The organism is Thioalkalivibrio sp. K90mix, from assembly GCF_000025545.1.
Taxonomy (GTDB): Bacteria; Pseudomonadota; Gammaproteobacteria; order Ectothiorhodospirales; family Ectothiorhodospiraceae; genus Thioalkalivibrio.
The window spans coordinates 1,101,570-1,120,558 of record NC_013889.1 but is presented as its reverse complement, the minus strand read 5'-3'; the positions used below and the strand labels follow the sequence as shown (position 1 = coordinate 1,120,558).

The window sequence follows — 18,989 nt, the reverse complement described above, 5'->3', positions numbered from 1 at the left end:
TGCCGATGTATTCGCGCCCACTGTAGCGCACTCCAGCCTATTCCTAGAATAGATCCAGCTGTGGGTCGCGCTCGGCCTTCGGCGCGGCGGGCGGATGAAAGCGCGTGGTATCCAGCTCCGCAAGACGCCCCGCCAGACCCGCCCGGCGCCGGGCCAGCCGAAAGCGCTGACGCAGCAATGCGGCATACGGGCCCGTGCCAACCATGCGGTGCCCGAAAGTCGAGTCATACAGTCGGCCCCCATGCGCCTCACGCAGCCGCTGCAGCACATGGTCCGCTTTCAGTGGGTGATGCGTGCGCAGCCAGTCCTCGAACAGCGGCGCCACCTCCCGCGGCAGGCGCAGCAGTACGTACCCGGCGCTCGTGGCACCGGCCTCGCGTGCCGCATCCAGCAGCGATTCCAGTTCGCCATCGGTCAGAACCGGGATCAGGGGTGCCACCAGCACCGCGACCGACACTCCGGCCTCGCTCAGACGACGCATGGTCTCCAGACGTCGCTGGGGGGCGGCCGCGCGGGGTTCCAGGTGTCGGGACAACACCCGGTCCAGGGTAGTCACGGAAATCGCCACCTGTACCAGCCCCTGCTCGGCCATGGGCCCCAGCAGGTCCAGGTCGCGCTCCACCAGCGCGGACTTCGTAACGATGGACACGGGATGACACGCCTCGGCCAGCACCTCCAGGACCTCTCGCGTGATGCGCCACTCGCGTTCCACCGGCTGGTAGGCGTCCGTGTTGATGCCCAGCGCCAGCGGCGTCACGCGATGCGCGGGCCGGGCCAGTTCGCGGCGCAGGCAATCCGCTGCGCCGACTTTGGCGAACAGCCGGCTCTCGAAATCCAGCCCTGGCGATAGTCCGACATAGGCATGCGCCGGCCGTGCGAAGCAGTAGGCACACCCGTGTTCACAGCCGCGATAGGGGTTCAGGGACAGCTCGAACGGGACATCCGGGGACTGGTTCCAGGACAGGACAGTGCGCGGGTGCTCCGGCGTCACTTCGGTACGCAGCGACCGGGGCTCCTCGTCATCGCCCACCCAGCCATCGTCGAACGGCTCGCAGTGCGTGGTCTCGAAGCGTGCCAGGGGCTGGATCGTCGCACCGCGGCCACGAACCGGTCCATCGCCCTGGCTCATCGAAGCGTACCGTCGAGGGAAATTCGGATCCATGTACAAGCGCGAACGCGAGCGCGTGCGTGGATCCATGCTTCACTAGAAGACAGCATCCGTCAGCGCTCGAGCCGAACCCGGTAGAGGTCCGCATCGGCCGCACTGAATGCGCAGACCAGCAGGCGACGAAACTGACCCTCCTGCGCACGCAGCTGTTCCAGCGCGATATCCGCCGCGCGGTCCTTGGGGAAGCGATAGACACCCGTGCTGATGAGGGGAAAGGCGACCTCGCTCAGGCCGTACTCCTGTGCCAGTTCCAGGCTTGAGCGGTAACAGGAGGCCAGCAGCGTGTCCTCGTCCGCCTGGCCGCCCTGCCACACGGGACCGACGGTGTGGATGATGTATTCGGCCGGGAGGCGAAACCCGGGGGTGATGCGCGCGTCGCCGGTCGGGCAGCCCCCAATGGCACGGGTCACCTCCAGCAGCTCGGGGCCGGCGGCGCGATGAATGGCCCCGTCAACCCCGCCACCGCCCAGCAGGCTCTCGTTGGCGGCGTTGACGATCGCATCCACCTCCAGGGTGGTGATGTCGCCCTGTACGACCGAGATCATGGCTGCCCTAGGCCGGCACCATCCAGAGGGTCAGTGACAGCAGGATGGCCGTCATGCTCAGGCCGATCACCGGCAGCATCATCACCCCGGCCAGTGCCTCGCGCCGGAACAGGCGAAACGCCATCCCAATGAGCGTCAACGCCCAGCCAAAGGCGACGAAGAACGCCAGTGCGAAGATCTCGTTGCCCCATAGCACGATCAGCGCCACCGGCAGCGCCAGGTTCAGGAACACCACCCCCAGTTCCTGCGAGCCGGCGGCACGCCCCGCGGTCAGCGCGTAGCCATAGGCGGCCCAGACCATCACCATGCCAAAGGCCAGCGCGCCTGCGGCCGGCGACTCCAGCGGCGCGCGCAGGATGGCCGCGCCATGCGGCTCCAGGCCCACGCCCAATGCGATGATCAGCAGGCCCACCCCCACACTGATCAGCAGCCAGAACCACAAGGTTCCGCGTTGTACGTCCGGTTCGGTCATGTGCCCTCCCTGGGGTCGGAATTGGATACGCCGTGCAAACAATGCCTGTACTACCGGGGACCACCGCGACGGCTTGAGGTTCGGCCCCGCCACGGTCGGTGCCGGCTCCGTCACGCCGCGGGGTCAGTGGCGCGCCAGCTGCCAGGCGACCGTCTCGCCCGCGCGCAGCGGCACGCCCGGATCGTGGCCGAACAGCACCGCCTCCGGAACAGTCCAGTCCACCCGCTCCAGCGTGATGCTGTCGGTGTTGCGCGGCAGGCGGTAGAAATCCGGGCCGTGGAAGCTGGCGAAACCCTCCAGCTTGTCCAGCGCATCCACCGAGGCGAAGGCCTCGGCATAGAATTCGATCGCCGCATGAGCCGAGTAGATCCCCGCGCAGCCACAAGCGGACTCCTTCGCATGTCGCGGGTGCGGCGCGCTGTCGGTCCCGAGGAAGAAGCGCGGGTGGCCGCTGGTAGCCGCACGCAACAGGGCCTGACGGTGACCTTCGCGCTTCAGGATCGGCAGGCAGTAGTGATGCGGACGGATCCCGCCGACGAACAGCGCATTGCGGTTGTACAGCAGGTGCTGCGGGGTGATGGTCGCGGCGATGTTATCCGGACCCGACTCGACAAACGCCACGCCCGATTCCGTGGTCGTGTGTTCCAGCACCACGCGCAGTTCCGGGAACTCGCGAATCAGCGGCTGCAGATGCCGTTCGATAAACACCGCCTCGCGGTCGAAGATGTCGACCTCCGGATCGGTCACCTCGCCATGCACCAGGAGCGGCAGGTCGACCCGCTGCATCGCCTCGAACACGGGGTAGCATCGCCGGATATCCGACACCCCGCTGGCCGCGTTGGTCGTCGCCCCCGCGGGATACAGCTTCACGCCGTGAATGAACCCGCTGGCCTTGGCGGCCTCGATCATCCCGGGCGTAGTCGCCTCGGTCAGATAAAGCGTCATCAGCGGCTCGAAATCCGCCTCATCCGGAAGGGCCGCGAGGATGCGCTCGCGATACTCGGCTGCTGCCTCCACCGTCGTCACCGGTGGCTTCAGGTTCGGCATGATGATCGCGCGGCGAAAACGCCTTGCGGTATCCGGCAGCACGCTGCCCAGTACATCGCCATCGCGCAGGTGCAGGTGCCAGTCGTCGGGTCGGGTAATCGTCAGACGGTTCATGGGATCCTGGAAGGGTCGCGGGAGCCCTGGCGGCTCCATTAAGGAAACGCTGATAATCTCCGGCGATCAGGATAACGCGCGGCGCAGGTCCGCCTCGCTGTAACCCTCGATCGCCACGGTCTTGTCGCGCGCGGTCGCACCCGCCACAACGCTCACGTCACGGGCCGGGCAACCCAGCGCCTTCGCCAGCAGGGCACAAACGGCCTCGTTTGCCCGGCCTTTCTCTGGTGGGGCCTGCACCCGAAGCTTGAGGATATCCCCCATCCAGGGGCCAATCGCATCGCGCTTGCTGCCCGGCGCCACGCGGACCCTAAGGCGAGCCAAACCGCCTAGTCGGCCGGCCGGGTCGCCAGGTAGGCGCTGAACACGCCGAGCTGCACATCGCGCTTGACGTCGCGGAAACCGACATCCTCCAGTACGCCCATGATCTTCTCCGGCGGCACGCACTCGTTGATCGTGTCCCAGAAATAGCGCATCAGAAGATGCCCATCCGGGTCACGGGTGAGCAGACGGCTGAGAAACGGGATGAAGTCGCGAAAGTAGAACCGCGCCATCTTGAACTGGCGCTCGGTGCTGGGGCGCGAGACCTCGAGGATCATGCAGCGACCGCCCGGCTTGAGCACACGGAAGTACTCGCCAAACAGCTCATGCAGGTCGCGCACATGGCGCAGGCCGTAGCCCATGTAGACGCGGTCGAACTGCTTGTCCGGCAGCGGCAGCTGCTCGCCCAGACCCTCGATGAAGCGCGCCTTGATCGAGCGCCGGGCCACATCGATCATGCCGCGGCTGGGATCGACACAGGTGATGTTCTCGTCACCGACCACCTTGCGCACCTCGCGCGCCACTGGGCCCGTGCCCGTCGCGACATCCAGGATATCCATGCCGGGCTGCAGGCCGGATTGCTTCAGCGCGTAGCGACGATACGCCTGACCAGTGCCGAGAAAGCCCCAGCGCAGGATGCGGTCGTAATGCGGTGCCGTCCGGTCGAACAGATCGTCGACAAACGCCCGCTTTTCCGACTCGTCGCCGTAGTAGTCCTTCAGTACCGGATGCGGCTTGTACCCCGGATCATTCATCCACTTCCCCCTTCTGCGCGCCGCGCGCGCCCAATACCGTTTCAACGCCCGCGAGAGGCGGGGCCCTGCGGGCTAGCCTTCGCGGTACAGCCCTTCGATCTCCACTAACAGCTCGCTGCGGCAGATATCGCCATGCAGCAGCAGGATATCCACGTCTTCGCCCAGGCACTCGCGCAGATGCCGCTGCGCACGAGGCCCGTCCGCCCGGTGGCGCAGATAGACCTTCAGCATCGACAGGTCACCGGGATCGCGCAACGCCACAGTGCCCTCTTCGGAGGCCGCCGCCAGCAGCACCCCGATGTTGCGCAGGCTCTCGTCGATCTGGGCCTCAAGGTCGTCCGCGTGCCGGCTTTCGTGGCCCACGATGCTGGCCGTCCCGGAGATGAACAATTCCGCGGCCCCGCACGCCTCCTGGCTCATCCGCGCCCGCGCGAACGACGGGCTGCGCGGCCCGTACTGCCGCGGATAGCGAAACGCGCTGACCTGCCGCGGATTCTCGATACGCAGCGTGGTCTCGCGCATGGCGATGAAGTAGATCAGCATGCCGTCGACATGCGTACCAATAGCCGTCGCCGCCGGCAGGTGCCGCTCGAAATCCGGCAGCGCCTCGAACACCCGGGCGCGCCCGGCACAAAAACTGCGGTAGCGCTCCTGGCCGTTCAGTTCCTGGTTGATCGCGGGGAAATAGTTCCAGGCGCGCACCAGGTGTCCGAACCCCCGCTGCTGGCAGGCGTCGAGGATCGCATGATAGGCCTGCTCGGTGATCGCCTCGGGGTCCTCGTCGGCGCCATGCGGCCGATACCAGCAGCCCACGAGCCGATCCCCCGCATGCGCCAGCATCAGGTCATCGATTTCTTCGGTGCGCACCGCGCCCGCCGCATACCAGAGCTCGGGTGCCGCCTCGCGCCCTTGCGGGATCTCCAGCGGCTCGAGCCCAAGGGCAATATCGATCCCGTCCGGGCGCAGCGTGGCCCCGGTAACGCGACCGAAACGCAGCGTGAGTACCGGCGCGTCGCCCCGGCCTTCCTGCCGGCTGATCGCGAGCCCCGGTGGGCCTAATTCAAGCTGAGGCATTCATGCGTCCATGCCGTTCATGACGGGCACAAAAGGCGCCGATTTTAGCACCCCACCTACTCCCCGTCCCGATTCGTCGCATCCTGCGGGCGCAGCTCCAGGCCGGCATCCTCCAGAAACTCGCGCAGGCCCTCAATGTAGCGCGAGCCGGTCGCCCGAAAGGCATCATTGTGCCCGCCGTCCATCTCCATTAGCTGTGCTTCGCCGCCGCTCGCCTCCAGCAGGCGCTCGGCATGCGCAAACGGCACGATCTCGTCCTCGCGCGCATGGGCAAACAGCAACGGCGCCTCGATCGCCCCGACCCGTCCCAGCACGTCGTATTCATGCCGGATCAGCGCCCGCACCGGGAGCCAGGGGTAGACCTCCGCCCCCAGATCGGCAGCCGAGGTAAAGGCCGCCTCCAGGATCACGGCCGCAGGGCTCTTGGTCTCGGCCAGTCGCGCCGCCACGGCTGCGCCCAGGGAGCGTCCGAACAGCACGATTTCCTCGGGTTCGTACTCGAGATGCTCGCGCAGCCAGTTCCACGCCGCACGGGCGTCCTCATAGGTGCCCTCCTCGTGAGGTCGCCCCTGGCTCTGGCCGTACCCGCGATAATCGATAATCAGCACCGCAAGCCCCAGATGATGGAACTGCTCGAGCGACTCCAGGCGATGCCCGATGTTCCCCGCGTTGCCATGCAGAAACAGCAAGACCGGCGCATTATCCTCCGGACCCGGCAGGTACCACCCGTGCAGCCGCACGCCGTCTTCGGTCTCAAGCGCCACGTCCTCGTATTCCAGCCCGATGTTCGCGGGGCTGCCAACCACATTGCTACTGGGCATGTAGATCAGCCGATCCTGCGTCAGGTAGATCAGGCCTACGACCAGGGCGTACCCAACCGCGAGAATCAGCGCCAGTTTGAACAGGTTCAGCATGATTCGATCGTGACCCGGCATGGGTCCGATGGCAAGCCAAACGGGTCGACCGTCGTATGAATCCCCTTCGGACAGAGCCTTTGCCCGGCGGACGGCTGACGTACAATACCAAGCGATCATGCGCCATTCGCTACTCACCAACACCGAGCTGCAGGGCCTGGACCGCGACCCGCTGGTCGCGCGCTTTGCCGGGCCCAACGGCGATGCCGCGTCCGCAGCCGCGCTCGCGGATGCGCTGGACCTGGCGCTCACCTCGGTGGATGCCTCCGGCCTGGAGTCTCATCCGCTGGACGTGGCCGAGGTCCTGCGTCACCTGAACGTCGACCGGCAGACCATCACCGCCGCGCTCCTGGTCAGCGCCTATCTGGCTCGACAGATCGACGAGCGCGCCCTCAAGGAACGCTTCGGCGACTCGATTGCGCGCCTGACCGTCAACGTCGCGGCCCTGGTCAGCCGCAGGTTCGAGGCCCCGGTCGGGCGCCCGGAACAGGCCGAACGCCTGCGCCGCATGTTGATGGCGATGGTCGACGACGTTCGCGCGGTACTGATCAAGCTCGCCTACCGGGTGCAGCATCTGCGCCTGGCCGTGAAGGAACCAGACGACGGCGCCCGCGTGCTCGCACAGGAGACCCTGGACGTGATCGCCCCGCTGGCGAACCGCCTGGGGGTGGGCCAGTTGAAATGGGAGATGGAAGACCTCGCCCTGCGCATCCTCGAACCCGAGACCTACCGCGAGATCGCCAAGGGACTGGAGGAGAACCGCACCGAACGCGAGGCCTATGTCGAGCGCTTCGCCCATACCCTCCACGACCGGCTGGCCGAAGCCGGCATCCAGGCGCGTGTGTTCGGGCGGCCCAAGCACATCTACAGCATCTGGAAGAAGATGCAGCGCAAGCAGACCTCGCTGGACGAGCTCTACGACCTGCGTGCCACGCGGGTAATCGTTGACGAACTCGCCACCTGCTACACCGTGCTCGGCATCGTGCATAACGACTGGCGCCACCTGCCCAGCGAGTTCGACGACTACATCGCCAACCCCAAGGACAACGGCTACCAGTCGCTGCACACCGCCGTGGTCGGCCCCGAGGGCAAGGTCGTCGAGGTGCAGATCCGCACCCGCGAAATGGACGACTTCGCCGAACTCGGGGTCGCCGCGCACTGGCGCTACAAGGAGGGGGGACGCGAGGATCAGGCACTCAACCGCGCGATCAGCAGCCTGCGCCAGTTACTGGAGGCCGCCGACAACTCCGACCAGAACCTGCTCGACGAAATCCAGAGCGAGCCACTGCATCAGCGCGTATTCGTGCTCACGCCCCAGGGCGAGGTGATGGACCTGACCCAGGGCGCCACGCCGCTGGACTTCGCCTACGCCGTGCACACCGAGGTCGGTCACCGCTGCCGGGGTGCCAAGGTGGACGGGCACATCGTCCCGCTGACCTACAAGCTGAAGTCCGGCGAACGCGTCGAGGTGCTCACCACCCGCGAGGGCGGCCCCAGCCGCGACTGGCTCAACCCCAATCTCGGCTACCTGAACACCGCCCGCGCCCGCTCCAAGGTGCGCACCTGGTTCCGCCAGCAGCACCAGGACGAACACCTGGCCACCGGCAAGCACCTGCTCGACCGCGAATGCCAGCGCCTGGGCTGTGGTTCGAACCTGGACCGCAACGCGCTCGCCGACGCCATGAAGTTCCAGACCTTCGACGAGCTGCTGATCGCGCTCGGTGCCGGCGACATCACCACCAGCCAGATCGCCGGTCGCATCTCCCACCAGCTGCGCGAACAACGCCAGGCGGAAAAGGCCCGCGCCAAACAGGCCGCCCCGCCCCAACCCGCGGAACCACGCCGGGAAGAACGCATCCAGGACGACGAGATCCGCATCCGCGGCGTCGGTGGCCTGCTGACCTCCCGCGCGCGCTGCTGCAACCCGCAGCCGGGCGACGCGATCGTCGGCTTCATCACGCGCGGGGCCGGCGTCTCCGTCCACCGCAGCGACTGCGTCAACATCCTGCGCATGCCGGAGGAAAAACGCGGCCGCCTGATCCCCGTCTCCTGGGGCGACGAGCCCGAGCGCGAACCCATCACCCTCGAGCTCGAAGCGCACGACCGCGCCGGCCTGCTGGGCGAAGTCGGCAATGCCTTCTCCGCCAGCGGCATCAACCTGCTGCGCGTGAACACCCGAACCGACCCCAACGACCGCAGCGTCCACATGGAACTCGAAGCCGAGATCACCGACCTCGGCGAACTCAGCACCCTCTTCGACCGCCTGCAATCCCTCGGCAGCGTCCAGTCCGTGCGCCGCATCCCCAACCGCTCAACCTGACGCCGCCACAAACTCCAGCCGCCCCGCCGGCAACCGCCAAACCTCAGCCAGCCCTGCCACATTCCCTCAGCTCCTTCATCGAATCAGTATGATCTGTGTTTTAGAGTCACGGATTTTGGCGCGGGCGATGACGACCTGTTTGCGTGCAACGGCAGCCAGGGGCAACGGGCTTGGGTTTGCCCCTGGCGAGGAGCCGCTTATAGCTGGTGCTGAGGTCCCGATACCCCAGGGCGACGGACAATGCGGCCATGAACGCGACAGGCTTGACGTCCGCTCGGCCGCCATGGGGTGCGATAAAGGCTTTCACCCGGCACGCATCCGCACAATGGATCGGAAGGTTCAGGTCGGGGGCGACGTCCAGCACTGCGCGTTCGTCGCCCCCGGTCGTTTCGCACACGACCTGATCATGGCCCACGCAGGTCGCAAGGGCCGTATGGAGGGCGTCGGACGCGTTTTCTACACTGAGGGTACGCCCCGCGTGCAAATCGTGGATCACGACATGGGCCCTGGCTACATCGATCCCCAGGCAACGCGGAGTGCCATTAAAGGCATTCAAATCGGTATCAGGCATGATGAAACCTCGACTTCGGATTGTCTGCGGGCGCGCCGCTGCGGCCCAACCAAGTCAACAACAAAAGAAGCCGGCCCGCCGCCGGGCCGTGATGTCGAGGGCCGAATGCCCCATCACGGGTCGGTCGCGGGGGCAGGAGCGAGCCTGGGGGCGGCCAGCCCCAGGCTCGCTCCCAACCACCCCCGTTATCTCGCATCTCCAACAGGCAATCCCGGCTGCAGCGCAGCGAAAAGCCGGGGCCTCCTGCGCTCCGCCCTGTGGCCGAAGACAAAGATCCCGGATCGCCGCGCAGCGGCGTCCGGGATGACCTCGGGTATGCACCGCCCTCCACGGAGAGGCACCCCATGACCGGTGGCCCGCAAATCACCCTGCCCTGGCTCGACCCGGAGCACCCGGACGCGCCATTCCCGGACCCGGCGCATGCCCTGCCCGATCCGAACGGCCTGTTGGCCGCCGGCGGCGATCTCTCCGTGCCACGGCTGCTGAATGCCTATCGCTCCGGTGTGTTCCCCTGGTTCGAGGCCGGGCAGCCGATCCTGTGGTGGAGCCCGGACCCGCGCGCGGTGCTGGAACCGGGTCACTTCCGGATGCACCGCAGCCTGAAAAAGGCGATCCGCAATCGCGGCTACACGGTCAGCTTCGATCGCGCCTTCGAGGCCGTGATCGAAGCCTGCGCCGGGCCGCGCGAGTACGCCGAGGGCACCTGGATTACCGCAAGCATGCAGCAGGCCTACATCGCGATGCACCGCACGGGGCACGCGCACTCGGTGGAGGTCTGGGACGGTCCGCGTCTGATCGGCGGACTCTACGGCGTGGCCGTGGGGCGGCTGTTCTGCGGCGAGTCGATGTTCTCGCGCGAGCGCGACGCCTCCAAGATCGCGCTGGCCTGGCTTTGCCGCCACCTGGTCGCCTGGGACTGGCCCCTGGTGGATGTGCAGATGGAGACTGAGCACCTGCGCAACCTCGGCGCCATCACCCTCCCCCGGCGCGAGTTCATCGCACGCATTCGCGAGCTCACAAACGAACCCGTCGAGCCGGGCCCCTGGTGCACCACGCCGACCCAGAGCCCCCTCGACCCCGACTGGAACACCCCCCCATCACACCCCTCGTAATACCTTTCGCACCACCCCCGTAGGAGCCTGCTTGCAGGCGAAGCCCCTGCCAAAGTCAGACGCGGGCGGAAGCTTCGCCTGCAAGCAGGCTCCTTGTGTCTTGCGGTTCACGGATCGCTACCATGAACCGTATTGGGCTCGGGTAACCCGTCAGGCTCCTGAGGTCACGAACCTGTTCTGTAGATTGGCCCCGAGTCCTTTCTCATCTCGAAGTTTGAACGGTATCCAAGACCCCCCTCCGTGACGGACGGGTGAGGCTGTACGGACAAGGCGAGAGGACGAGATGGCTCATATTGGCGTTGATGTTAGCAAGAACAAGCTCGACTGCATGTGGGTCCGGGATCTGGAGGCGGGCAAGGTGAAGCCCAAGGTGTTCCCGAACCGCCAAGACCAGTACCGGGAGCTGCTGCACTGGCTCGAGCGCAACACCGGCGAGACCCCCGAGGGGCTCCATGTGTATCTGGAGGCCACTGGCATCTACCACGAGCCGCTGGCGTACTGGCTTCATGATCAGGGGGTGCAGGTCCACGTGCTGAACCCGGCCCAGGTGCGTTCGCATGCCAAGGGCATGGGGGTGCGCAACAAGACCGACCGCAAGGACAGCATGATGCTGGCCCGCTACGGCATCGAACGCGCACCACGGCGCTGGCAGCCCGAACCGCCGGAGGTGCGGGAACTCAAGCGCCTGCTCAGCCGCCTGGAGGCTCTGGAACAGGATATGCGGCGCGAAGAGAACCGCCTGGAGAAGGCGCGTTTCAGTGAGGACACCCTCGCTCAGGCGTCGATCGACAACGTCCTGCAGGCCCTGCGTGAGGAACACCGTCGGCTCCAGCAGCAGATCGACGATCACTTCGACGCCCATCACCACCTGAAGCGGGATCGGACCTTGCTGGAGAGCATCCCCGGCATCGGCCGCGTGCTGTCGGCCTCGATGACCGCAGCGCTGCGCAGCCGCGCGTTCACGAGCGCTCGACAAGCGGCGGCGTTCCATGGGCTGGCGCCGGTCCTGGAAGAATCGGGGGCCACGGTCCGGCGGCCCTCGCGGTTGGCAAAGATCGGTTCCAGCCGACTGCGCAAGGCGCTCTACATGGCGGCGGTGGTGGCGACCCGGTACAACCCGGACGTGCGACACCAACATCAACGTCTGCTGACACGCGGCAAGGCCAAGATGTCGGCGATCGGGGCGGCCATGCGCAAACTCCTGCACATCGCCTTCGGTGTGCTCAAATCCCAAACCCCGTATCAAGCCCGCCATGAAACCCCTTGCACCCCGTAGGGCAAGACGGTATCTACAATTGGCGCTATTACGCAGGATTCGGTAGCTCCGGACGGAGATCGCCACGACGCTGCGAGGCGCCGCGGGGGCCGCGGCAACCTCCCCAACCGGGAACGGCGCATGGCGCGCTCTTGGCCACTGTGGCGGGTGCTTTATACTGCCGGCCACTGGGGAACCGGGCGGGAGATTCGGGTGGGCAAGGCATATCAGGGGGAATGGCGGGCCGTAGCGCTCAATGGGCTGCGCGTGGGCCTGCTGCTGGCGCTGGCCGCGATCACGGCGGGCTGTGCGACGCTGGCGCCATCGCCGCCGTCGGATCAGAGCAACATCTGCGAGATCTTCCGCGACCAGCCGCGCTGGTACGACTACGCGCGCGACTCCGAACGCGAATGGGGCACCCCCATCGCCACACAGATGTCGTTTATCCAGCAGGAGTCGTCGTTCCGCAGCCATGTGCGACCGGATCGCGAACGCCTGCTGGGATTTATCCCGTGGCGCCGTCCCTCCTCTGCCTATGGCTATGCCCAGGCGCAGGACCCGGTCTGGGGCGAGTACCGCGAGGATGCCGGAAGCCGGATGGCGCGGCGCACACACATGAAGCACGCGACCGACTTTATCGGCTGGTACAACGCGCGCACCCAGCGCATCACCGGGGTCTCCCTGCACAATAGCGAGCACCTGTACCTGGCTTACCACGAGGGCCAGGGCGGCTATAACCGCGGCAGTTACCGCAGCAAGCCCCAGGTCCAGGCCGCGGCACGACAGGTCGCGCAGCGCGCAGGCCGCTACGAGTCCCAACTGCAAAGCTGCGAGTCCGAGTTCCGCTGCCGCCGCTTCTACCAATTCGGTCCGTTCTGCCGACAGTAGCCGGACCCCCACGGACCACGTTCAACCCCCGTCATCGCGAGCAAAGTGAAGCGATCTCCCAGCGCAGGCACCGACGGTGGGGCAAACCCGGCCAACTGCCGCGTCGGCTGCGCCTCCTCGCAGTGACGGGGGATCGCGGACGGTGTGATGGTGGTACTTGAGGGAACCTCGGGCCCTGTGTTCCAGTCTTCCGGGACACCCCCCCCTTTAGCCGATACAAGGACGCACCATGAGCGACAATCCCACCGCAGGCTTTCGCTTCAACCACACCATGCTGCGCGTGAAGGATCCGCAGAAGGCACTGGACTTCTATCAGCGCGTGTTCGGCATGCAGCTGGTCAAGACGCTGGACTTCCCGGAGTTCGAGTTCACGCTCTACTTCCTGGCGCAGATCGGCGAGGACGAGCCCCACCCGCCCAAGGACGGCGGCGAGGCCACCCGCTGGATGTTCAGCCAGCGCGGCATCCTGGAGCTGACCTACAACTACGGAACGGAGAAGGACGCCGACTTCCACTACCACGACGGCAACGAGGAGCCGCAGGGCTTCGGCCACATCTGCTTCTCGGTCCCCGATCTGGACGCGGCCGTACGCTGGTTCGACGAGAATAACGTCGAGTTCGTGAAGCGGCCGGACGAGGGTGGGCTGAAGGACATCGCCTTCGTGAAGGACGTGGACGGCTACTGGATCGAGATCCTGGAGCCGGCCCGGCTGACCGGGCTGGGGCAGTAGCAGACCCCAAGCCCACGTAATGCCCGTGTTTTGCGCGGGCAAGAGTTTTATTGCATATGCGCAGACGTATTTCGTTCCGCAATTCGTGTATGATGCGCGCTGAGTAGATTCATCCGATTTTCGCCGGGCCTTTGTTCCGGCCCGCCCGAGTACCCCCAGCATGTCCGAATCCCCCTCCTTCGCCGAACTCGGCCTGTCCGAGTCGTTGGCCCGTGCCCTGTTGCAACTGGGCTTCACCACCCCGACCCCGGTCCAGGCCGCGTGCATCCCGGCCCTGCTGGCCGGCGACGACGTGCTGGGCGAGGCCCAGACCGGCACCGGCAAGACCGGCGCCTTCGGCCTGCCGCTGATCGACTCGATCGATCCCGCGCAGCGTCGCGTGCAGGCGCTGATCCTCGCGCCGACCCGCGAGCTGGCCGGCCAGGTCGCCACTGCCCTGGAGGGCTTCGCGGCCAGCATCGACGGGCTCGAGATCCTGCCGGTCTACGGCGGCCAGCCGATGGGCGTGCAGATCCGCGCCCTGCGCGATGGTGCGCAGGTCGTGGTCGGGACGCCCGGCCGCGTGGTTGACCACATCAAGCGCGGCACGCTGACACTGGATGCGCTGCGCATGGTGGTGCTGGACGAGGCCGACGAGATGCTGCGCATGGGCTTTGTGGAGGAGATCGAATGGATCCTCGAACAGACCCCGGCCGAGCGCCAGACCACGCTGTTCTCCGCGACCATGCCGGCACCGATCCGCCGTATCGCGCACCGCCACATGCGCGAGCCGCAGGAAATCCGCATTGGCGCGGGCAACGAGGCCGGCACCGACATCGACCAGAGCTACTGCCTGGTCGACCAGCGCCACAAGACCGAGGCCCTGGGCCGGATGATCGAGGTGGAAGCGGGACTGGACGCAGCGATCGTGTTTGCCCGTACCAAGGCCGCGACCGCGGAGATCGCCGAGGCCCTGAATGCCCAGGGCGTGCAGTCCTCCCCGCTTAATGGCGACATGGAACAGGGCGAGCGCGAGCGCGTAGTCGCCGACCTGCGCGATGGCCGTCTGGACGTGATCGTGGCCACCGACGTGGCCGCCCGCGGCATCGATGTCCCGCGCATCACCCATGTCTTCAACTACGACGCCCCGGGCGATGCCGAGGTGTACGTGCACCGCATCGGCCGCACCGGCCGCGCCGGACGCAAGGGCCGTGCGATCCTGTTCCTGGAGCCGCGCAAGCGGCGCATGCTGCGCGATATCGAACGCCTGACCGGCAAGCCCGTGCGCGAGCAGAAGGTCCCGGATCGCGCCGCCGTGATCGCCCGCCGCGAGGAGCGCCTGGCCGAACGCCTGCAGGCCGAGCTGGCCGGCGAAGCATCGCCACAGCTCGACGCCCTGCTGGACCGACTGCTGGCCAACGGCCAGATGGGCGAACGCGATCTCGCCCGCGCCCTGCTCGCCCTGGCAACCCAGGGCACGCCGCTGGATGGCACGCCCAACGCGCACGACCCGGTGACGGCGGCCGCCAGCCGACCCGAGCGCGACAGTCATCGTGCGGATCGCAACCGTGACCGCGCCCCCCGCCCCAGCCGCGGCAAGGACCGTGGGCCGGAAGCGGACATGGTGCGCTACTACATGCCGGTCGGTCGCAATCACGGCATCGCGCCCGGCGCGATTGTCGGCGCGCTGGCCAACGAGGGTGGCCTGAACGGCCGCGACATCGGCCGGATCGGCCTGCAGGACGACCACAGCCATGTGGACCTGCCGGCCGCGCTGGACGAGGCCGCAGTGCGCCGACTGGGCAATATCCATGTCGCCAACCGTCGCCTGGAGATGGCGCGCTCCGTGCCGACCCGGGACTCGCGTGCGACCGAGCGCCACGCCCCGGCCGCGCGCAAGCCCCGTGGTCCCGGCAAGCCGGCCGCCAAGCGGCGCGGCCCGGCCCCGGCCAACGGCAAGCGCCCGGCCTATGCGGCTGCCGGAAAGCCGCGCAAGGCGCCGAGCCGCAAGGCCGCCGACAGCCGCGGTGACGGCACCCTGTCGGTCAAGCGCCGCTCCGCCTGATCAAGGCCAGGACCCGCGCACCGGCCGTTGATGGCCGGCGCGCGGTCACCTCAACCCAATAAAGCATCCACGATGTCGGCCAGGCGATCCGCCAGGCCGGCACCGCGGTGTTGTGCCCGCTGTTCGTCGCCGTCCTGATACTTGCCAGTGCGCACCAGACAGGCTGCCAGACCCGCGGCGCGCGCGCCGTCCACGTCCCCCAATACATCGTCGCCCACCATCAGCACCTGCTCCGGTGGCAGATCGAGATCCGCAATCGCCGTGTGGAACAGCCGGGCATCCGGCTTGCCGAAGTTCTCGGCCTCCACATCGGCCGCATACTCCAGTGCGCGCACGAACGGGCCGATATCCAGCGACAGGCCATCCGCCTCGCGAAAGTAGCGGTTGGTCCCCATCACCCATAGCGGTGCGCCCTCCATCAGCACGCGAAACGCACGGTTGAGCACCGCGTAGTCGAACGCGGCGCCCATATCGCCCAGCACGACGACATCCGGCTCGCCCGTGGGCACGCCCTCGAACTCGGGTTCCAGCGCCGGGTGTACCAGCAGTAGCGGGGTGCGGGACTCGGCCTCGAGCCGCTCGCGGATCGCGGAGGGGGCTGTCGTCAACTGCGCGGACTCGAACGCGAACCCGAGGCCGGCCAGCTTGTCGATGATGGCCGCGCGCGGCTCGCGCGTGGTGTTGGTGATCAGACGGATCGGGAGCTCGGCGGCCTGTGCCCGCTGCACCGCCTCGATGGCGCCAGGGAGGGCCTCGTCGCCCACGTACAGCACACCGGAGAGGTCCAGCAACAGCGCGCGGACCTGCTCCATCCCCTGCGGAGTCGACTCAAGCATGGGTACCCCCCTTGCCGCGGCACGTCACGCGGTATCCGACCGGGATCCATGGGCCCCGGCCCGGGGCACGGATGTGCCCCTTCACCCGATTCAACGCCGAATCAGCCGATGAAGCAACTCGAACTTGCCATTGGTGTGCTCGGTGCGCCCGGCGTCGTTGTGCCACTCCCAGCGGCTGTCCGGGAACAGCGCCCGCATGTCGGCTATCTCGCAGTGAAACGGCGGCCCGCCCTCGCCCCCGGTCTGCATGAAGCACGCGAACAGCTCGCCGCCCGGACGCAGCCAGGCGTGCAGCTGCTGCTCGTAGGCGGGCCACTGCTCGGGCGGGATCGCGCACAGGGAGGTCTGCTCGTAGACGCCATCCACCGGCATCTCCGGCTGCCATGCCAGCATGTCGGCCTGAACGACCTCCGCCTCCAGCCCCTCCCGCTCCAGCTGTTCGCGCAGATGCCGCACCGGGGTAGGCGCCACATCCAGACCGATCGGGTAATAGCCAAGGCGCGCCAGAGCCGGGACTTCGTGCCCGAAGCCGCAGCCCGGCACCACGATCCGCGAGCCATTCGCCAGATCGGTGACCGCCAGCCAGGCCTCCAGCGACGGGCTGGGGCCACCGCGATCCCAGCGCGTGGAGCCCTCCTGATAGCGGGACTCCCAGTCGGCCTCCGCATCCAGGGCGGCGTTATCGGCAGACGACTCTTCGGAATTTTGCATCTCTCTCCTTCCGTGCGGACGATGGAACCACTCGAGTAGTAGAGCCTACCAACATGGAAACGACTCAATGGAGAAGCCGATGGACCGCAACGACCTGCCCTACCGCATCCACCGCCAGGAACTCGGCCCGATGGAAAACTTTGTCTACCTGATCGAGGACATGGCCAGCCGTCGCGCGGCCGTGGTGGACCCGGCCTGGGAACCGGATGCGATCCTCAGCCAGGCGCGCGAGAAGGACGTGACCATCTCCGACATCCTGCTGACCCACAGCCACCACGATCACATCAACGGCGTCGAGGCGATCCTGGAGCAGTACCCGAATGCCCGGCTGCATATCCTCAAGCCCGAGGCCGAGTTCTGGGGCAAGGAGCTGGAGCGCCCGCAACTCCACCACGGCGGCGACACGATGAAGCTGGGCGACACCGAGATCCGCTTCCTGCACACGCCCGGCCACACCCCCGGCTCCGCCTGCTTCCACATGCCGGCCGGCGACGACCTGATTACCGGTGACACGCTGTTTGTGTTCGGCTGCGGCCGCTGCGACCTCTCCGGGGGCGACCCGGAGCAGATGTTCCATACGCTGAACGGGCTGCGCGAAGGCCTCCCGGCGCATACCTGCATCCACCCGGGACACAACTACGCAGAGAAGGCCGAATCCACCCTGGCGGAACAGGACGAGTGCAACCCGTTCCTGCACTTCCAGGACAAGGACGAATTCGTCCACTACCGCATGAACGAACACGACCGGGTGCGCTCCACGCCCTACCATCCCATCCCGCGCGGCTGAGACAAATGCCTCATGGCGCTTGCATCCCTCGGGACCAATCGCGATAATGCGCGCCTTCAGTCGATGCGCCCGTAGCTCAGCTGGATAGAGTACCTGGCTACGAACCAGGTGGTCGGAGGTTCGAATCCTTCCGGGCGCGCCATATTCCCGAGAGAGGGCACTCACACCAGGGTGCCCTTTTTCATTAGTAGAAAGCCCCAAAGGATTCGAACCTCCGTTCAACAATCCGGTTCGATCCCGAGCGCAGCGAGGAACGTGTCGGCCCACGGCCGACACCCGGAAGGGCCAGGCGCGTAGCGCCGCCGCTATCCTTCCGGGCGCGCCATATTCTTGGAGAAGGGCACTCACATTTGGGTGCCCTTTTTCGTTTAACGAAGCCGAGAGAGAGCCGCGACCCAATCGGTTCGATCTACTCAACAAACAGCCCCTCATGTACCAGACCACTGCCCCCGCCCCCGACTCCATCCCCGGCCTCCGTCCCTGCTGGATGGATGCGCTGATCACACCAAAGGCCTCCACCCGTCTGCGGCACGTCGCCCTGGGCCTGGTACTGGCGATCGCCCTGCTGGCCGCGGAGTTTGAAGCCGCGGCGACGGGCTGGATCCTGCTTGGCCTGCTGGGCTCTGTTACGGTGCTGGCGCTTTCGGTCGATCCGCGCTGGCTCTACCGCATGGCCTATCCGGGCGTGGTCGTACTGGCGGTGGCCGTCGCCGTACCCGCCGCCTATTCCGCCTACATCCTGGGCCTTGCAGGGGCTGTCGCCCCCGCGATTGTGTGCGCCCTGATCGCCCTGGCGGCCACTCTGCTGGGCCCCGAGGAAGGCAGCCGCTGGCTGGAGCACCGTAGCCGCGAAGAGGACCGCCTGCGCCGCGGTTGAGACAGCCGCCACCGTCCATCCGCGCGTCCTCGCACCCACCATCCCTGCGTAGCAGCCGGCCTCTTGCGGCCAACCCCCTGTGAACTTAGCGTGTTGGCATCCACCGACACGGAATTCGCCATGCGCCAGATGTCTCCCCGGGAATTGCAGGACCACCTCGCCGAGACGGACCAGCCGCCGGTGCTGCTGGATGTACGCGAGCCCTGGGAGTACCAGCGCTGCCGCATCGACGGCTCGAAGCTGATCCCTATGGGCGAGATTCCGGCGGCATACCAGGAGCTGAACCCGGACGACGAGATCGTGGTGATCTGTCACCACGGGGTGCGCAGCCAGCAGGTGTGCTGGTTTCTGCAGCGGGCCGGGTTCAGTAAGGTGATCAACTTGGCCGGCGGCATCGACGCCTGGGCGCGGGACGTCGATCCCCATATGGCGACCTACTGATACCCCC

General features: G+C 67.0%; 20 protein-coding genes and 1 tRNA gene. 10 read left to right on the top strand and 11 right to left on the bottom strand.

Annotation, left to right across the window (positions count from 1 at the left end; translation table 11 throughout):
* Window positions 1–43 precede the first annotated feature (43 nt).
* From TK90_RS05320 to TK90_RS05285, 8 genes are all read right to left on the bottom strand, one after another.
* A complete protein-coding gene (locus tag TK90_RS05320) occupies window positions 44–1,129 on the bottom strand; it encodes a PA0069 family radical SAM protein (protein WP_012982466.1) in 1,086 nt (361 codons plus the stop codon).
* 92 nt (window positions 1,130–1,221) lie between these two features.
* Complete coding sequence (locus tag TK90_RS05315; RefSeq protein WP_012982465.1) at window positions 1,222–1,713, bottom strand: O-acetyl-ADP-ribose deacetylase; 492 nt, start codon at window positions 1,711–1,713, stop codon at window positions 1,222–1,224.
* A gap of 7 nt (window positions 1,714–1,720) precedes the next feature.
* Window positions 1,721–2,185 carry a hypothetical protein gene (locus TK90_RS05310; protein ID WP_012982464.1) on the bottom strand — a complete coding sequence of 155 codons (465 nt, stop codon included), beginning with the start codon at window positions 2,183–2,185 and terminating at the stop codon, window positions 1,721–1,723.
* Window positions 2,186–2,308: 123 nt separating this feature from the next.
* The gene (gene pyrC, locus TK90_RS05305; RefSeq protein WP_012982463.1) at window positions 2,309–3,346 is read right to left on the bottom strand and encodes a dihydroorotase; all 1,038 of its coding nucleotides are present in this window, start codon (window positions 3,344–3,346) and stop codon (window positions 2,309–2,311) included.
* Between the two features lie 66 nt (window positions 3,347–3,412).
* Complete coding sequence (locus tag TK90_RS05300; RefSeq protein WP_012982462.1) at window positions 3,413–3,670, bottom strand: DUF167 domain-containing protein; 258 nt, start codon at window positions 3,668–3,670, stop codon at window positions 3,413–3,415.
* Between the two features lie 5 nt (window positions 3,671–3,675).
* Window positions 3,676–4,422 (bottom strand): class I SAM-dependent methyltransferase, encoded by a 747-nt coding sequence (locus TK90_RS05295; RefSeq protein ID WP_012982461.1) that lies wholly within the window; start codon window positions 4,420–4,422, stop codon window positions 3,676–3,678.
* A 72-nt stretch (window positions 4,423–4,494) separates the two neighbouring features.
* A complete protein-coding gene (locus TK90_RS05290; protein WP_041444312.1) occupies window positions 4,495–5,388 on the bottom strand; it encodes a hypothetical protein in 894 nt (297 codons plus the stop codon).
* Window positions 5,389–5,552: 164 nt separating this feature from the next.
* Window positions 5,553–6,410, bottom strand: a complete 858-nt coding sequence (locus TK90_RS05285) for an alpha/beta hydrolase (RefSeq protein WP_012982459.1) — start codon at window positions 6,408–6,410, stop codon at window positions 5,553–5,555.
* 118 nt (window positions 6,411–6,528) lie between these two features.
* Between TK90_RS05285 and TK90_RS05280 the strand changes: the two genes are divergently transcribed.
* Window positions 6,529–8,730: a bifunctional (p)ppGpp synthetase/guanosine-3',5'-bis(diphosphate) 3'-pyrophosphohydrolase gene (locus TK90_RS05280; protein WP_012982458.1), complete on the top strand. Its 2,202-nt coding sequence runs from the start codon at window positions 6,529–6,531 to the stop codon at window positions 8,728–8,730.
* A gap of 106 nt (window positions 8,731–8,836) precedes the next feature.
* Here TK90_RS05280 and TK90_RS15030 read toward each other — a convergent pair whose 3' ends face one another.
* Entirely contained in the window at window positions 8,837–9,301 is a 465-nt protein-coding gene (locus TK90_RS15030) for a hypothetical protein (RefSeq protein ID WP_012982457.1), read from the bottom strand.
* A 344-nt stretch (window positions 9,302–9,645) separates the two neighbouring features.
* Between TK90_RS15030 and aat the strand changes: the two genes are divergently transcribed.
* The 5 genes from aat (at window position 9,646) to TK90_RS05255 (ending at window position 15,330) form a co-directional block, all read left to right on the top strand.
* Window positions 9,646–10,413, top strand: coding sequence for a leucyl/phenylalanyl-tRNA--protein transferase (aat, locus tag TK90_RS05275; RefSeq protein WP_012982456.1), 768 nt, complete (start codon window positions 9,646–9,648; stop codon window positions 10,411–10,413).
* A gap of 283 nt (window positions 10,414–10,696) precedes the next feature.
* On the top strand, window positions 10,697–11,689 hold the full coding sequence (locus TK90_RS05270; protein ID WP_012982455.1) for an IS110 family transposase: 993 nt from the start codon (window positions 10,697–10,699) through the stop codon (window positions 11,687–11,689).
* A gap of 192 nt (window positions 11,690–11,881) precedes the next feature.
* Window positions 11,882–12,556, top strand: a complete 675-nt coding sequence (locus TK90_RS05265) for a lysozyme-like domain containing protein (RefSeq protein WP_041444199.1) — start codon at window positions 11,882–11,884, stop codon at window positions 12,554–12,556.
* 229 nt (window positions 12,557–12,785) lie between these two features.
* Window positions 12,786–13,286: a lactoylglutathione lyase gene (gene gloA / locus TK90_RS05260; RefSeq protein ID WP_012982453.1), complete on the top strand. Its 501-nt coding sequence runs from the start codon at window positions 12,786–12,788 to the stop codon at window positions 13,284–13,286.
* A 160-nt stretch (window positions 13,287–13,446) separates the two neighbouring features.
* Window positions 13,447–15,330, top strand: a complete 1,884-nt coding sequence (locus tag TK90_RS05255) for a DEAD/DEAH box helicase (RefSeq protein WP_012982452.1) — start codon at window positions 13,447–13,449, stop codon at window positions 15,328–15,330.
* Window positions 15,331–15,380: 50 nt separating this feature from the next.
* Here TK90_RS05255 and TK90_RS05250 read toward each other — a convergent pair whose 3' ends face one another.
* On the bottom strand, window positions 15,381–16,142 hold the full coding sequence (locus TK90_RS05250) for a TIGR01458 family HAD-type hydrolase (RefSeq protein WP_041444311.1): 762 nt from the start codon (window positions 16,140–16,142) through the stop codon (window positions 15,381–15,383).
* A 114-nt stretch (window positions 16,143–16,256) separates the two neighbouring features.
* Window positions 16,257–16,877, bottom strand: a complete 621-nt coding sequence (locus tag TK90_RS05245) for a methyltransferase domain-containing protein (protein ID WP_012982450.1) — start codon at window positions 16,875–16,877, stop codon at window positions 16,257–16,259.
* A 79-nt stretch (window positions 16,878–16,956) separates the two neighbouring features.
* On the opposite strand from TK90_RS05245, the gene TK90_RS05240 reads away from it, so the two are divergent.
* The 4 genes from TK90_RS05240 to TK90_RS05225 all read left to right on the top strand — a co-directional run bounded on the left by TK90_RS05240 (window position 16,957) and on the right by TK90_RS05225 (window position 18,982).
* Entirely contained in the window at window positions 16,957–17,664 is a 708-nt protein-coding gene (locus TK90_RS05240) for an MBL fold metallo-hydrolase (protein ID WP_012982449.1), read from the top strand.
* Between the two features lie 65 nt (window positions 17,665–17,729).
* Window positions 17,730–17,806: transfer RNA gene (locus tag TK90_RS05235), tRNA-Arg, on the top strand.
* A 345-nt stretch (window positions 17,807–18,151) separates the two neighbouring features.
* Window positions 18,152–18,541, top strand: coding sequence for a hypothetical protein (locus TK90_RS05230; RefSeq protein ID WP_041444310.1), 390 nt, complete (start codon window positions 18,152–18,154; stop codon window positions 18,539–18,541).
* Between the two features lie 120 nt (window positions 18,542–18,661).
* The gene (locus TK90_RS05225; RefSeq protein ID WP_012982447.1) at window positions 18,662–18,982 is read left to right on the top strand and encodes a rhodanese-like domain-containing protein; all 321 of its coding nucleotides are present in this window, start codon (window positions 18,662–18,664) and stop codon (window positions 18,980–18,982) included.
* The last annotated feature ends 7 nt before the right edge of the window (window positions 18,983–18,989 follow it).